Below are 15175 nucleotides of genomic sequence, written 5' to 3'. Positions count from 1 at the left end.
TCCGTCTGTCACCGCAGCCGGGCAACTCGTGACCACCAGCCGCCGCCGGATTCTCCGCCTGGCCCGACACTGGCCCTACACCAGCCACATCACCGCAGCCCTCGAACGCCTCAGCCAGCTCCGAACCCCGGCTGACCAGCCGCTTTCGTCCCAACGACAGCACCACCCACCCCGGAGCAGTGGAACCCGGCGACCACCCGACACGACAGTCGGCTCTCGGCCTACCCCTCACCCAGCACGCGATACAAAACGGTCCACCGACTCCGTCGGCGGCCCGTCACGAAAGTTCGAGGCTAAGCAGAATCGCCTGTGGAATCGGATGCCCATGGTCCGTAACAGTGTTAGTGCGACGCCTTTCTCTTCCAGTTTCCGATGTGTCCACGGTCACCGTTTCTGGAAAACGGACGACAGGCTTCCACCATCTTAATTGCGACCTATGTCATATTGTTTTGGTCATCTCATAAGGCGCAGTCTTAGTTGATCAAGTTTGCGTGCAATGCTCACCGTATAGAACCCGCGTTCCATCGACGCGCTGCTTCACGACTGAGCGGTGCCCATTTCCTCGGCCGCGTCCAGGCGCTGACCCCGTGAACTCGATCACGAGGCTCCCAGGGAGCCATGGTGATCTCGCCCTTGCTGGGCCACCGCCTGGATGACCCACGCCAACGCCCGAAGGATGCTGATCATGGCTGCTTCGAGCTTCTGCCGACTCTGCGGGGAGGCCATGCCTGTTCCGGTCGGCAAGAAAGCTCCAGATCACAAGGCGCGTGGACACAAGGAGAAGTGCCCAGGCTCTCGGCAGGGCACTGTCCGTTTCTGAACGCGCGAGCAACGAAAAATCAATCGGGATCGGTGGGACGCCCGAGCATGATCTTCGTGCGTGTGGCCGAAGTGACACGGACAAACGTCTGGGCCGGTATAGCCTCAAGACGAGAGTCATTCGCCTCAGTGCGCCACGAACGGGAAGCCCCCATGCCATTCGACGCGATCTTCGATCAGCCGGACATCACCGCGGATCCCGACGATCTTACATTCGAGCTCACCACGTACCCCGCCACGGCCGTCCACACCGGATCCGCCTGGAACGTCAGCGTTCACGATCTCCCCGGTAAACACAGCCTGCAGGCCCAAGCAGGCACCTGGTTGGAAGCCGAAGACGAGATCCAAGAGCTCGTCGCCAAGTACCTGGAGGCCGACCGCACCAGCATCGTCGTTTCGGTGGAGCCGGCTGATCCCGAAGCTCGGGCTGCACTACGCGCGCTGACGAGTGCTCGGATCACTCGAGCCAAAGCAGAACAGGCAGAGCGAGATGCAGCACGCCACGCGTCCCGTCTCCTCTTGGGCCAGGGATGGACTACCGGAGATGTTGGAGCAGTGCTACGCCTGCCCGAGGCTCGCGTCGTACAACTTACAGTTCCTGCACCCGGGAAAGCGACCTAAAGGTGTCCTGTAACTCCTGGTCACAGTGAGATGATCTGGCTGTAGCGTGAGGAGCGAGACGGATCGGAATAGTCAGCCGGACAACGGCTCGAAGAACCACACGGCCCGGTCGTTCGCCATCGCGTTACGCGGCGTGGACGGTCATGACGGCCCCTTCCACTCCGTCGACACCAAGGGTCAGATGCTGCGGTTCAGCTGGAACGAGGCCGACGTGCTGAACTGGAGCACCAAGAAGCCGTACGACTTCTGAGCTTGTCGTTTAACCTCCGCCGAACCTTGCCGTTGTCTACGGTCTCCTCGATGGGCAGGATGGCGGCCATGACCGTGTCACCTGCAACACGTCAGCTTTGCGACGCCACATTTCCGGACAATGACGCTGCGAGCGCCCTGTCACTCCTTGTTTTCTACACAGGAGCGGAGTGTGAACGCGTGCATCAGGCTGCGGTCCGGTTGAGCGGAGGACGACTCGGCAAGCTTCGTATGTGGCTCGATGAAGCCAAGCGCAACCCGGAGACCGTCTTGTGGTTCGGCGAGTCGCCCTCCGACGTCTCTCCGGACGCCCACGCCTTCGGAGTGGAGTTCATCAACAGCTTCCTCGACAAGCACCTAGATACGCCCGCAGAGCCCATGAGCGAGTGACAGCCGGCTGCCTGGAAAGAACCACGCAGCGACATCGAACAATCGTCTCGAACTTGATCAACTTTTTCGCAGTTCAGTGAACAAAAAGGCGGCCTTCGTCTGATCATGTGCTCCGACCAAGGTGCACCGATCGAGACGAAGGCCGTGAAGTGAGTCCGCTGCCTGCCGACGGTCCCGGGGAAGCGTTCGCGCAAGCGTCACGCTTCCGAGAGGACTTATTCGACTGCCTGGCCGTGCGCGGGGACGAACTGTTCGAGCTCGCCGATGCGCTGCTGTGCGCGGACGGTCCGGTGAGGACGCCGGTGGACCTGACGCTGGTGGCCGAGCACCGGCGCGGGCACGGCGCGATGTACAACGCGCTGAACAACGGGACCATCGATGTGCCCCGGCTGCGGCAGGTGCTCGCCGGCCTGCCGATGCCGCAGGCCGCCGACGGGCGCCTGGTCCTGGCAGTCGACGTCAGCAACTGGCTGCGCCCCGACGCGCCGACCAGCGCGGAGCGTCTGTTCTGCCACGTCTACGGCCGCAGCGGACGGACCTCGGACCAGTTCATTCCCGGTTGGCCCTACTCCTTCGTCGCCGCGCTGGAGTCGGGCCGGACGTCCTGGTGCCAGCTCCTGGACGCTGTCCGTCTCGGGCCCGAGGACGACGTCGCCGAGGTCACTGCCGCCCAGGTCCGCCGGGTGATCACCGACCTGGTCGAGATGGGCCGCTGGCACGCGGGCGACCGCGACATCCTCATCGTGTTCGACGCCGGTTACGACGCCCCGCGCATGGCCCACCTCCTGGCCGGCCTCCCGGTCGAGGTCCTCGGGCGGATGCGCACGGACCGGGTCATGCGCCGCCCGGCGCCTTCCCGCGAGGAGTACTACCGGGTCCACCCCCGCGGCGGTCACCCGCCGAAGCATGGCGGAGAGTTCCGCTTCGCCAAACCGGAGAGCCCGACGCGGCAACGGTGCAGGTCACCGACCGGTACGGCACCGCCCGCGCGATGGCCTGGGACCGCATCCACCCGAGGCTGACCTGGATCGACCACACCGGTGAACTCCCCGTCATCGAGGGCACACTGATCCGCCTCCAGGTCGACCGCCTGCCCGGCGGAGGCGACCCGCTGCCCGTCTGGCTGTGGTCGTCGGCCACCGCTCTGAGCAGCGAGGATGTCGACGTCCGCTGGCAGGCGTTCCTGAGGCGCTTCGACCTGGAGCACACGTTCCGGCTGATGAAGCAGACCCTGGGCTGGACCCGGCCGAAGCTCCGTACCCCCGAGGCCGGCGAACGCTGGACCTGGATCGTCATCGCCGCGCACACCCAGCTCCGCCTCCTGCGCCAGGCCGCCACCGACCTGAGACGGCCATGGGAGAAACCGGCCGAGCCCGGCCGGCTTACCCCGGCCAGGGTCCGCCGGGGGTTCAGGAACCTCCGCCCGCACCTGCTCTGTCCGGCCCGTGCACCGAAACCCTCAACTCCCGGCCCTGGAAGGCCACTCGGCTCGAAGAACCGGCGACCCGCCGCCCACTACGACGTGGGCAAAACCGTGAAACGACCAGAAAGCATCATCGAACGAAACCGACTCAGAGGATAAATGCCAAGCTGAGCTTGGCTTTTAACGTTCATGTCCGTCGGGTCTGAGGATGGCGCTTAAAGGCGCTGCTCGTTGGTGGCTACCTACCCCACCTATCCGAGCATGTGGCTGATTCCGCCCTGGCCGTCCGTGCCGTTCCAGACCGTAGCCGCCAGCCAGATCGGGAACCAGGACACCCGCTCCGGCAGGAACGGGGCGGTAAGGAGCCAGGCGACGGGCGGGGCGGCGAACAGCAGACAGCAGCACCAGCCCTTCCTGGAAGTAGCAGCGGGCTGTGGTGTCGAGTTCGTGGGCACCCGGCAGAAGGTAAGCGGTGCCCATGGCCTGCGCATGAGTATCTGTACCTACAACGCCGCCTGTCGCGGGTTCTGCCCCGTTCGTCGGGGTTTGGTGCCGACCTTGTGGTGAGTGGGCCGCTGGTGTGGCTGGCCGGTGGCCGGGGTTCAGGAACCTCCGTCCGACGGCAGCATCCCCAGCAGGTGCACCGAAACCCTCCCAGCCGGAGCACTCTGCCCACGTCGTGGCGGATTGCCCTGTGCCGGTTCTTCGTCCCCGGCGGTCGGCCGGGGCCCGCCGGACCCGGGCAGGGGTGAGTCGTTCGGGCGGGGCCGGCTTCTCCCAGGGATGCCGGAGGTCCTGGACGAGCGGACGGGCGAGGCGGAGCTGGGTGTGGGCGGCGATGGCGAGCCAGGTCCAGCGGTCGGCGGCATCAGGGCTGCGGAGCTTGGGGGGCGGTCCACCCGAGGGTCTGTTTCATCATGCGGAAGGTGTGCTCGACGTCGAATCTTCGCAGGAACGCCTGCCAGCAACGGTTGATGTCCGCTGCGGTGGCGCCGGTCTTGGACCACCACAGCCACAACGGTTTCGGGTCGGCGCCGGACGGCAGGTGGGAGACCTCCAAGCGGGTCACCGTGCCTTCGATGATGGGCAACTCGGCATTGTGGTCGATCCAGGCGGCCCGGCGGGTCAACCGCGGGTGGAGCCGGTCCCAGGCCCGGACTGTGGCTGTGCCGTAGAGGCGGGTGTCGCAGACGGTCACCACGTGCTCCTCACCCCAGGTATCCGGCTGGCCGAAGACGAACTCTCCGCCGTGCTTGGGCGGTCGGCCACCTTTGGGGTCGTAGACACGTGGTGGTGTCGGCCGGCGCATCACGCGGTCCGACCGTGTCCGGCCCAGGATCTCAATGGGCAGGTCCGCCAGCAGGTGAGCGAGCCGCGGAGCGTCATAGCCAGCGTCGACCACAATCAGGACGTCCGGGTCGCCGTCCTTCCACTGAGCCGAATCGACCAGCCGCTCGACGACTTCGCGGATCTGCGCGGTGGTGACAGCGGCGACGTCGGCGCCGGGCTGAAGCCGGACAGCGTCCAGAATCGCGGTCCACGACGTCCGCCCCGTCTCCAGTGCGGCCACGACCGAGTAGGGCCACCCCGGAATCATCAAGTGCTTGTTGTCGCCGTACCCGTAGGTGTGGCAGAAGCACCGGTCAGGGGTGGTGTCCGCGTCCGGGCGGAGCCAGGGCGAGACGTCGACCGCGAGAACCAGGCGGCTGTCAGCCGCCTTCGGCAATGGCACGGAGACCAGCGCCCGCCGCAGTCGGCCCACGTCCATCCGCCCCCGGTTCAGACCCGCATAGAGAGAACCGTGCCCGCGGCGGTATTCCGGCACCAGAGCTAGGCTGACCAGCGTCTTCACAGGCCCGTCAGCGCATAGCATCGCGTCGGTGAGCTCGAACAGCGCATCCGCACGCGCGGTCAGCGACGCGTACAACTCCCTCCGGAAGTGTGATAGCAAGCCGAACGGCTCCCGCTGAACATCGTGATGCAGCAGACTCACTTCTAGCTGCCTTCGATAGATCCCGTATCTCTGTGACGGAGCACAGGATCAGACGAGGGCCGCCTATACATCCGCCGAATTGCGAAAACTCTGATCAAGTTCGAGCCGTGTTCGATGTCGGACCTTAAACGACAAGCTGAGAGGTCGTTTTCGCCTCTGATGTACAGGCATTTTGTGTTTTACGCGGTGCGAATCAGCGGTGCTGGGAGGGCTGGGTATGCGGGTGGGTTTCGATGGCTGCGTGGGGTGACTGCTGGGGCGGGATGTTGCTGGTGCCTGTCTCGTCGCAACGTGACTGGCGCGGGGGCGTGCCTGCGTGCTTCTGCAACCGTCTCCGCACGCCTGGGCGCCTCTGCTCGCCCGGTGGTACATCCGGGTCATGGCTGAGCGTCGCGCCTACCTCAGTGACCTGGCGGTGAGTGAGCCGGTGACGGCTCCGATGACGGCGTCGGTCGTGACCCGTACGTTGTACTTCCGTCAGGAGCGCGTCGGCCGGTACGGCTCATCGAGCCGCTTGAAGCACAGTCCCTCCAGTTCGGCTGTCCGTGCCCGCCCGGCGGATACCGGCCAGGGCACGGACACGCATGTCAGCGTCTGCTGCCCGTGGGTGTCAGGGGGTGTGTCAGTAGGTGATGGACAGCGCGTGGTGGAAGACGTTCCCGGGGTCCCACTCGCCCTTGATCCGCTGGAGCCGCGGATAGTTGTCCTTGTAGTAGAGGGTCTGCCAGGGGGTGCCGGAGGCGTTCCACTCCGGGTCCTTCAGGTCCGTGTCCGGGTAGTTGATGTACGAGCCGTCGCTGTCGCCGTCGATGACCGGGACGCCGCCGGTCGCCGCGTACGTCTCCTTGTAGAGCCCTCGCATCCAGTCGACGTGCCGGGCGTCGTCGGCGGGGTCGGCCCAGTAGGTGATGAAGTTGGCCTTGAGGACCGAGTCCCGCTGCGGCATGGCGGTGTCGGCGGGGGCGGGCACGTTGGCGCGGCCGCCGTAGGTGTAGAGGAGGACGGAGGCGTGGCCGTCGTAGCCGGGGTCGGACAGCCGCCGGTACAGGGCGGCGATCTGGTCCTCGGAGTAGGCCCGGCGCAGGTAGGCGCCCTTGGACTTGGAGCGGTCGTAGGCCCCGGTCTCGTACGGGTTCTTGAGGGTCTCCTTCAGCCAGGGTCCCGTCGCCCGGGTCCTGGTGTGCGCCACGTCCACGCCGACGGTCACCGCGCCGATGTAGTCGTCCACCAAGTCGGCCGCGTTCGCCAGGGTGCCGTCGACCTGGACGTTGAGGCCCACCGTCCCGAGGGCCGCGTTGTGCAGCAGTAGGACGCTGTTCAGGCTGGCGTACGGCCCGCCGTCGCCGTCGTTGTCCGTGTGCCACTGGCCGTGGTTGCGCACGATGCGGGTGAACGCCTCCTCGGTGAGGTCGCTCCACTTCCAGCTGACGGACGCCTTCAGCAGCGCGCCGGGCGGCCTGGGCAGCAGGCCGGCCGGGTCCCCGGTGGCGCCGGGGGTCCTGAACCAGTACTTGGTGACCACGCCGAAGTTGCCGCCGCCCCCGCCGGTGTGGGCCCACCACAGGTCGCGGTGCGGGTCGTCCACGTCGCTGGTGGCGATCACCGCCCGCGCCTTCCCCGCGCCGTCGACGACCACCACCTCCACCCCGTACAAGTGGTCGACGACCGCTCCGTACTGGCGGCACAGCGCCCCGTAGCCACCGCCCTGCACATGGCCGCCGACGCCCACGGTCGGGCAGGTGCCGCCGGGTATCGTCACGCCCCAGTCCAGGTACAGCGTCCGGTACACGTGGCCGAGTTGGGCGCCCGCCTCGACGGCGAACGCCTGCCGCTCCTCGTCGAAGTACACGGCGTCCATCTCGGACACGTCGAGCAGCATCCGTACCTGCCCGTCGTCGACCAGCCCGTCCAGGCAGTGGCCGCCGCTGCGGACGGCGATCCGCGCGCCGTCCCGCACCGCCTCCGCGACGGCGGCCGTGACCTGCTCGGTCGTGTGGACGATCCGCACGGAGTCCGGCTTCCCGACGAAGCGGCCGTTGTACCCGCGGGCCGTCAGGTCGCCGTACCGGACGTCGTCCGAGGTGACGGTGACCGCGGGCGGGGCGCCCACCGCCCGGCCCGTCTCCCCGGCGGTGTCCGGCGCGCCCGCGTACGCGGGTCCCACGGTGGTGAGCGCGGCGACCGTGCCGCCGGCTCCGGCGCCGAGGAACCCGCGGCGCGTCAGTGCTGACATCTGCATCTCCCGTTCTCAGCGATCTTGTTTCTCAGGGCTCGTGCTTCCGGGCGGTCGTGCTTCCCAGGGGTCGTGCCGGGTGTGCCCGGTCGTCTTCCGGCCGGCCGGGCGGGCACGCCGCCGGCACCTCGCGGGGCGGCCGGAGCGAGAAGGTACTGCCCTCCGCCAGCACCATCCGCAGCAGGGCGTCCCACAGCCTGCACAGCCGCGGGTCCAGGTCGGCCCACTCCACCGCGAGGGAGAGCAGCCGCATCCCGGTGAGCGCCTCCACGAAGACGTGGGCGATGTCCACGGGCAGCAGGTCCGCCCGTATCTCCCGCTGCCGCTGGGCCAGCGCGAGGAACTCCGTGACCAGGGAGAGCCACCGCAGTTCCGCGCCGTGCGTGCCCTCGCCGTCGGGCTCGCCCTCCACCCGGAGGCGGAACCCGGCCCGGGCGACGGGGTCGTGCGCCATGCGGCACGCGGCCTCGTAGGAGAACTCGACGAGGCCCCGCAGCCCGCTGCGCTCCCGCACCCGGACGGCCATCGCCAGGGCCGGCCAGATGTCGTCCTCCAGTTCCAGGACGGCGGCGGCCAGCTGCTCCTTCGAGTCGAAGTGGAAGTAGAGCGCCCCGCCGGTCACGCCGGCTTCCCGGCTGATGTCGGCGACGCTCGTCCTGTGGTACCCGTGTGCGCCGAAGCCTTCCGCGGCCGCGAGGAGGATTCGGCTCCGTGTGCTCTCGCCTCTCGACAGCAGAACGCACTCCTTCCGTTACGCCGTCCGGCCGGCCCGCGGTCGGCGCGGAACGCCGACCGGCGGACGGTCAGCGCGGAGAGGCGTCCGCGCCCACGGCCGGCATCGGGGTGCCCGTCAGCTCCTCGCTCAGCCGGCGCAGGCGGGCGCGCGCGCCCTCGTCGTGCGCCTGCGCGTGGGCGCGCGCCACCTGCGAGCGGTTCACGTAGAGGCCGCTGTTCCTGGCGTACTCGGGGTCCGTGACCAGGCGCGCGGTGTTCCGCACGCCCTCCGCGACCGTGCTCTGCGGGGTGAAGAGATGCGTGACGATCTTGGTCGGCATGTACGAGGCGGGGTGCAGGGAGTTGACCGTCACCCCGGTGCCGTCGAGCACGTCCGCCAGGTCCATGGTGAGCATGATCTGGGCGAGCTTGGCCTGGCAGTAGGCCTGGCCCCCGCTCCAGCCGCTGCGCAGCATGACGTCGTCGAAGTCGATGGGGGCCTGGCCCGCCGAGGTCACGTTGACGATCCTGGCGGGCGCGGAGTCGACCAGCAGCGGGGCCAGCCGGCAGCTCAGGATGTACGTGGAGAGGTAGTCGACCTGGAAGGTCAGCTCCAGCCCGTCCCGGCTCTCCCGGCGGTCGAGTTCGACCCCCATGCCCGCGTTGTTGACCAGGACGTCGATCCGGGGCCGGGACAGCAGCCGGTCGGCGAGCGACTGGATCTCGGCGAGCGAGGAGAAGTCGGCCCGCTCGTAGCTCAGCCGCTCGTTGCCCGTGGCGGCCCGCAGCTCCGCGAGAAGCTCCTGGCCCTTTTCCTCGCTGCGCCCGTGCAGGACGAGTTCGGGTCCCAGCGGGGCCAGTTCATGGGCGAGCGCACGGCCGAGCCCGTCGGTCGCGCCGGTGATGACGATGGTCTGGTCCGCGATGGACGTCATGTCGTACCTCCGGTAACGGGCAGGACCCTGCCCGGTGGATGACGCGCCCCCACGCGGCCCGTACGGCCGCCAGGAGGTCGCGTGGTTCACGTGGTGCGAGTGGTACGTGTGGTGCGCCTCGGGCGCGTGATGCGAGTCGGGCGCGCGGTGCGAGTCGTACGTGTGGTGCGGGCCGTGCGGGTGCGAGGTGGTGGGCGCCCGGAACGCGATCCCCGGAAGGGGCGTCCCGGGCGGTGTCCCGGGCGGTGGGCGTCCCGGGCGGGGTGGCCGGGACGGGGACGTCCGGAGCCGGGGCCCGGAGGGGCGTCCGGAGCGCGGCGCGGGGTCAGGGGGCGAGGGCCGCTTCCCCGCCGTCGAGCCGCGCGGCCACCGCGACGGTGTCGGCGATGGCCGCCGCGTACCCCCGGTCCAGCGATACGCGGTCGAAGAGCAGCCGGTACCACATCGGACCGAACACCAGATCGATGAGGAACTCCTCGTCGGGGTGGCTGACCTCACCGCGATCCCGGGCACGCCGGATGATCTTCGCCACCTCCTCGCGGCGCGGGCCGGTCAGCCGCTTCCAGAGCAGTTCGGTGAAGTTCTCGTCCTGGAGCGCCTCACTGATCAGCGCCCGGTTCAGCACCCCGCTGACCCCCTGCTGGGCGGCGAAGGTCGCCGTCAGCAGCACACAGATGTCGTCCCGCAGCGAGCCGGTGTCGGGGGTCGGCAGCCGCGCGGCGGCGAACCACGCCAGCGCGTCGAGGATCGCCTCGCCCTTGCCGCCGTAGCGCCGGTAGACGGTCTGTTTGGACACCCCGCTGCGCGCGGCGATGCCCTCCATGGTGACGCCGGGCGCGCCTGCCTCGGCGGCGAGTTCGAGGGTGGCACGACGAATGGCGTCGTCTACGGCCGGATCACGAGGACGTCCTGTCATGGAACCCACCTTAAGACCTCTAGATACGGTGCGGTGCGTATCGTAAGCACGAACGGGCGGCTCCTGCCAAGCCCGAAGCCTCCCGAAGTGCGCCCCGAGCCCCGCCCAGTCGTCCGGCCGCCCTCGTCGGCGCCCGTAAATATGCTGTTCAGGACCCATTAACGCGGGATTTCACGCCCTCGACGACCGGGCCGCGCATCCGATGTGCGGACGTCGGCGGCGCCTTCCAATCCGCCATTGACATACGGCACGGCGCGTGCTGGTATTGCAATACGCAACGATCCGTATTGGAAGGAGGGCTGATGTCTTCCCGTGGCTCCACCCCGGCGCTACTCGCGCTGGCGCTCGGCTACTTCACCCTGGGGACCACCTCGCTCGCCGTGGTGGGCCTCAGCGCGCCCATGGGCGACGGTCTCGACGTCGCGCCGGCCCGTATCGGACTCCAGGTCACCGTGTTCGCGCTGACCTTCGCCATCGCCGCTCCCCTCGCCCCGATGGCACTCGGCCGGATGGGCCGGAAGCAGGTCCTGCTGCTGGGCATGGCCCTGCTGACCGCCGGCTCGGCGGCGGCGGCACTCGCCCCCAACTATGCCTTCCTCACCGGCGCCCGCGTCGTCGCCGCCCTGGGCGCGGCGATATTCGGCCCCGCCTCTTCCGCGGCCGGATCGCTGATCGTCCCCGAGGAGCGGCGTCAGCAGGCCCTCGCCGTGGTGTTCGGCGGCATGACCGCGGCATCCGTCCTCGGCGTTCCGCTGGCGTCCTTCCTCGGGGACGTGCTCGGCTGGCGGCAGGCCCTCATCGGCGTGGCCGTCCTGTCCGGGGTCGCCCTCGTGGGTGTGGCCGTCCTGATGCCCGGGCTCGACCCCGGACCGCGCCCGACGCCCGCCGCGTACCGCGGTGTGCTGGCGACGCCCGGCGCGCTGCCCACCGTGGGCACCACCCTGCTCTTCATGGCGGCGCAGTTCACGGTCTACGGCATCGCCGGCGCCTATGTGGCCGACCGGTTCGACGCCTCGTCCGGCTATGTGACGGCGACGCTGCTCGCGTTCGGCATCGTCGGTGTCCTGGGCAACGGCTTCGCCAGCAGGGCGACCCGCGCCATCGGCACCACCCGCACCGTCTCCGTGACCGTCGCGGGCGTGGCCGTCGCCTTCGCCGCGCTCCTCGTCGTCCCCGACGCGGCCATCGGCGGCCTGCTGCTCTTCGCGCTCTGGGCCTTCTTCAGCCAGCTCTACCAGGCGCCCCAGCAGGCGCGGCTGGTGGCGCTCCTGCCCGAGCAGCGCGGTCTGCTGCTCGCCCTCAACGCCTCGGCCCTCTACCTGGGCATGAGCCTCGGCAGCTTCATCGGCAGCACCGGCCTGCCCGCCTGGGGCTCCGGCGTCCTGCCGGCCGCCGGACTCGGCCTGCTCCTGTTCGCCGGCGCCACCCACTACCTGTCGGTCCGCAAGGCCGAGACGGCGCCCCGGCCGGTGCCCGTCTCCTCCTGACCCGCCGGTCCGGCCGCACCACCAGTTCTCCGGTGGCCGCCCGGACGCCAGCCGTCCGTCCGGCCACCGGCACCACCCGCATACCTTGACGAAGGAATGAGTCCACCATGACGACGAACCACGTGAAGCTCGCGCACGACTACCTGGAGCAGGTCTGGAACCAGGGCCGCACCGACCAGGCCGCCGACTACCTGGCCGAGGACCTGATCCAGCACAACCCGAACCTGCCCGACGGCCGCAAGCCGCTCGTGGAGTTCATCGAGGGCCTGCGCCAGCAGGTGCCGGACGGCCGCTTCGAGATCCGTCGCAGCGCCGCCGAGGGCGACCTGGTCTTCGTGCACAGCCTGTTCACCACGGGCCCCGAGGACCGCGGCACCGCGGTCGTCGACATCTTCCGGATCGCCGACGGCGCGATCGTGGAGCACTGGGACCTGCGCGAGAGCGTCCCCGAGAACACGGCCAGCGGTCACGAGATCGTCTGACCCACCACACGCGCCGTCCCCGCCACCGGCGGGGACGGCGTACCACGGGCCGCGTCACATCCCCCGTCCGCGGCCCGGCCGCCCGCCCCGCCGGTCCACCACGACCGGCGGGGCGCACCGGTGTCCTGAGGCGGAGACGGCGGGTCCGTACGGCACGGCGCACACGTACCGGCACGGCAGGCGCGCACGGCACGTTGTGCACGTATCGGTAGGCGGGCCCGTACGGCACGGCACACGCGTGCGGGGCACGGCACACGCGTGCGGGGCACGGCACACCAGTACCGGCACGGCACACGCGAACGCACGTCACACGCGTACGACACGGCACGGCACGGCACGGCACACGCGAACGCATGGCGCGGCAGGCGCGTACGGCACGCAAGCGGCGGCCGGTCCCTTTCGGGGCCGGCCGCCGCTGTCGTACCGCGTGTGGTGCTTACGCCACGGGCACCCGGGCCGCGACCACCGTGACCGAACGGTCGAGGCCGCTGAAGCGCAGGGCCTCCAGGACGGCGTGACCGGCGCCGTCCACGACGATCTCCGCGTCCGCGGGGAGCTGTTGCTGGGCGAAGGCCAGGCAGCGGGCGCCGCCGGCGTCCATCGACGTCAGCTCCGCCGCGTCCAGCACCAGCCGGCGCACCGGCTGCCGCGCGGCCTGGTCGATCAGCGAGCGCAGCCGGGGCACATCGTGTTCCGAGAGGTCGCCGGCGAGGTGAATGCTCGCGGTGGTTCCGGCGAAGCCCAGGTAGGCGTCGAAAGCCATGGTCATGTCCTTTCGTCGGGTGTGCGGCCGGACGGCACCGCTCGGGAGCCGTCCGGGTGTGCGGTCAGGGCGACCGCCGTGTGGGGGGCCAGCCGGAGGGCGGCCGGTCCGTGGACGCGCCCGGGCGGCACCGGGGCCTCCGGCTCCGTGGCCGCGCCGGTGTCCAGGGACAGGCGCCAGTGCGTACCGGACGGGGGCGCCGGCGGTTCGACGGCGCGGTCGGCGCGGCCGGTGTTGACCGCGATGAACACGGTGTCCCGGACGCCCTCGGGAGGCTCCTGGTGCAGCAGGACGGCCAGCAGGGTCGAACCGTCACTCCAGTCCGGCTCCTCCGGCCGTTCCCCGTGCCAGCTCACCGGCGGCAGCTTCCAGCCCTCGGGCGTGGCGCCGTCGGGGTGCCGGACGCGCCGGAGGACCGGGTGCGCGCGCCGGAAGGCGATGCACCGCCGGGTGAAGCGGAGGAGGTCCGCGTGGGTACGGGTGCCCGTCCAGTCCAGCCAGCTGATCGGGTTGTCCTGGCTGTAGGCGTTGTTGTTGCCCTGCTGGGTGCGGCCGAACTCGTCACCGGCGAGCAGCATCGGCACCCCCTGGCTGAGGAACAGCAGCGCCAGCGCGGTGCGCCGCTGCCGGTCCCGGGTCAGGAGGACGGCCGGGTCACCGGTGGGGCCCTCGTGGCCGCAGTTCCAGCTGTCCTCGTCGGGGATGCCGTCCGCGCCGCCCTCGCCGTTGGCGTGGTTGTGCCGCTCGTCGTAGGAGGTGAGGTCCGCGAGCGTCATCCCGTCGTGGCAGGTGATGTAGTTGACGGAGGCGGTAGCGGTCCGTCCGCCGTAGAGGTCGGGCGAGCCGAGCAGGCGCGGTGCGAAGGCGGCGGCGCTGCCCGGGCGGCCGAGGAGGAAGCGGCGGATGTCGTCCCGGTAGCGGGCGTTCCACTCGCTCCACCGCCCGTAGGAGGGGAAGCCGCCGGTCAGGTCGAGCCCGGTGGCGTCGGTGGCCTCGGCGACGAGGAGCCGGTCGGCCAGCACGGGGTCGTGCGCGATGTCCTCCAGCAGCGGCGGGTTGTCGAGAAGTTCGCCGTCCTGCCCGCGCGCCAGGATGCACGCCATGTCGAACCGGAAGCCGTCGACGCGGTACTCGGTCGCCCAGTGGCGCAGGGAGTCCAGGATCAGGGCCCGGGTCCTGGGGTGGTTGGCGTTGACGGTGTTGCCGGTGGCGGTGAGGTTGCGGTAGCCGCCGTCCGGGGTCATCAGGTACGACGCCGGCTCGTCGAGACCCCGCAGGGACTGGGTCGGTCCGCGGTGGTCGCCTTCGGCGGTGTGGTTGAAGACCACGTCGAGGACGACCGCGATCCCCGCCTCGTGCAGCGCCCTGACCAGTTCCTTGAGTTCCCTCGCCGCCGCCTCCGGGGTGGGCGTCGCCGCGTAGGCGGCCTTGGGCGCGAAGAAGCCGACGGGGTTGTAGCCCCAGTAGTTGAGCAGCGGGGCGCCGGTCTCCGCAGAGGTGTACGTGTTGTCCGTCTCGTCGAACTCGAAGACGGGCAGCAACTCGACGCAGTTGACGCCGAGGCCGAGCAGGTACGGGATCTTCTCGCGCAGGCCGGCGTAGGTGCCCGGGCGCGCCACCTGGGAGCTGGGGTCGCGGGTGAAGCCGCGGACGTGCAGCTCGTAGACGACGAGGTCCTCCGGGGCGGTGCGCGGCCGCCGCGTACCGCCCCAGTCGAAGGTGTCCTCGCCGATCTGTGAGCGGTAGCGGGGCCGCTCGCCCCAGGCGCCCCCGCCCGCGAGCCCCCGCGCGCGGGGGTCGAGGAGCACCGGGGCGGCGGTGCCCGCCCCGGGGCCGGCGCGGTAGCCGTAGTGGAGCTGTTCGACGCCGGGCCCGGAGACGGTGACGGCGAAGACGTCGCCCGTCCTGCCGTCCTCGGGGAACGGCAGTTCGGCGACGACATCGCCGCTCTCCGGCGCCATCAGCACCAGCCACAGCGCCCGGGCGCCGGGTGCGCACACGGCGAAGTTGACGCCCGTGGGGACCACGGTGGCCCCCAGGGGCGCCGGCCGGCCCGGGAGGGTGCCGAGGCCGGGCGCCGGCCGGCCCGGGCGCGTTGCGGGGCCGGGCGCCGGTAGCCGGCCGTCGTGCGGTGCGGACGTGCGGGCCAT

General features: G+C 70.1%; 12 protein-coding genes and 2 pseudogenes. 6 read left to right on the top strand and 8 right to left on the bottom strand.

Annotated features, from left to right (window positions below; translation table 11 throughout):
- The first annotated feature begins 972 nt into the window (after positions 1-972).
- From Sm713_RS24705 to Sm713_RS24690, 4 genes and pseudogenes are all read left to right on the top strand, one after another.
- Positions 973-1440: a hypothetical protein gene (locus Sm713_RS24705; RefSeq protein ID WP_212911668.1), complete on the top strand. Its 468-nt coding sequence runs from the start codon at positions 973-975 to the stop codon at positions 1438-1440.
- Positions 1441-1486: 46 nt separating this feature from the next.
- On the top strand, positions 1487-1690 hold the full coding sequence (locus tag Sm713_RS24700; protein WP_212912245.1) for a hypothetical protein: 204 nt from the start codon (positions 1487-1489) through the stop codon (positions 1688-1690).
- A 230-nt stretch (positions 1691-1920) separates the two neighbouring features.
- Positions 1921-2079, top strand: coding sequence for a hypothetical protein (locus tag Sm713_RS24695; RefSeq protein WP_212911669.1), 159 nt, complete (start codon positions 1921-1923; stop codon positions 2077-2079).
- Positions 2080-2228: 149 nt separating this feature from the next.
- Positions 2229-3661 (top strand): annotated as a pseudogene (locus tag Sm713_RS24690) (NF041680 family putative transposase).
- Between the two features lie 92 nt (positions 3662-3753).
- Here the strand turns inward: Sm713_RS24690 and Sm713_RS24685 are convergent.
- The 6 genes and pseudogenes from Sm713_RS24685 to Sm713_RS24660 form a co-directional block, all read right to left on the bottom strand.
- Positions 3754-3957 (bottom strand): hypothetical protein, encoded by a 204-nt coding sequence (locus Sm713_RS24685; protein WP_212912246.1) that lies wholly within the window; start codon positions 3955-3957, stop codon positions 3754-3756.
- Positions 3958-4160: 203 nt separating this feature from the next.
- Positions 4161-5495: pseudogene (locus Sm713_RS24680) on the bottom strand (NF041680 family putative transposase); the annotation flags it as partial.
- A 622-nt stretch (positions 5496-6117) separates the two neighbouring features.
- A complete protein-coding gene (locus tag Sm713_RS24675) occupies positions 6118-7728 on the bottom strand; it encodes an FAD-binding oxidoreductase (RefSeq protein ID WP_212911670.1) in 1611 nt (536 codons plus the stop codon).
- Positions 7729-7759: 31 nt separating this feature from the next.
- Complete coding sequence (locus tag Sm713_RS40640) at positions 7760-8461, bottom strand: ScbR family autoregulator-binding transcription factor (protein ID WP_283249814.1); 702 nt, start codon at positions 8459-8461, stop codon at positions 7760-7762.
- Between the two features lie 70 nt (positions 8462-8531).
- A complete protein-coding gene (locus tag Sm713_RS24665) occupies positions 8532-9377 on the bottom strand; it encodes an SDR family NAD(P)-dependent oxidoreductase (protein WP_212911671.1) in 846 nt (281 codons plus the stop codon).
- A gap of 325 nt (positions 9378-9702) precedes the next feature.
- Positions 9703-10293: a TetR/AcrR family transcriptional regulator gene (locus Sm713_RS24660; protein WP_212912293.1), complete on the bottom strand. Its 591-nt coding sequence runs from the start codon at positions 10291-10293 to the stop codon at positions 9703-9705.
- A 302-nt stretch (positions 10294-10595) separates the two neighbouring features.
- Between Sm713_RS24660 and Sm713_RS24655 the strand changes: the two genes are divergently transcribed.
- Both Sm713_RS24655 and Sm713_RS24650 read left to right on the top strand, forming a co-directional pair.
- On the top strand, positions 10596-11780 hold the full coding sequence (locus Sm713_RS24655) for an MFS transporter (RefSeq protein ID WP_212912292.1): 1185 nt from the start codon (positions 10596-10598) through the stop codon (positions 11778-11780).
- 107 nt (positions 11781-11887) lie between these two features.
- A complete protein-coding gene (locus tag Sm713_RS24650; RefSeq protein ID WP_212912291.1) occupies positions 11888-12262 on the top strand; it encodes a nuclear transport factor 2 family protein in 375 nt (124 codons plus the stop codon).
- Positions 12263-12698: 436 nt separating this feature from the next.
- Here the strand turns inward: Sm713_RS24650 and Sm713_RS24645 are convergent, their stop codons facing one another.
- Positions 12699-13025, bottom strand: coding sequence for an STAS domain-containing protein (locus Sm713_RS24645; RefSeq protein WP_212912290.1), 327 nt, complete (start codon positions 13023-13025; stop codon positions 12699-12701).
- A 2-nt stretch (positions 13026-13027) separates the two neighbouring features.
- Positions 13028-15175 carry a glycogen-debranching protein gene (locus Sm713_RS24640; RefSeq protein ID WP_212912289.1) on the bottom strand — a complete coding sequence of 716 codons (2148 nt, stop codon included), beginning with the start codon at positions 15173-15175 and terminating at the stop codon, positions 13028-13030.

The organism is Streptomyces sp. TS71-3 (genome assembly GCF_018327685.1).
Lineage (GTDB): Bacteria > Actinomycetota > Actinomycetes > Streptomycetales > Streptomycetaceae > Streptomyces.
This window is presented reverse-complemented; position numbering and strand designations above follow the sequence as displayed.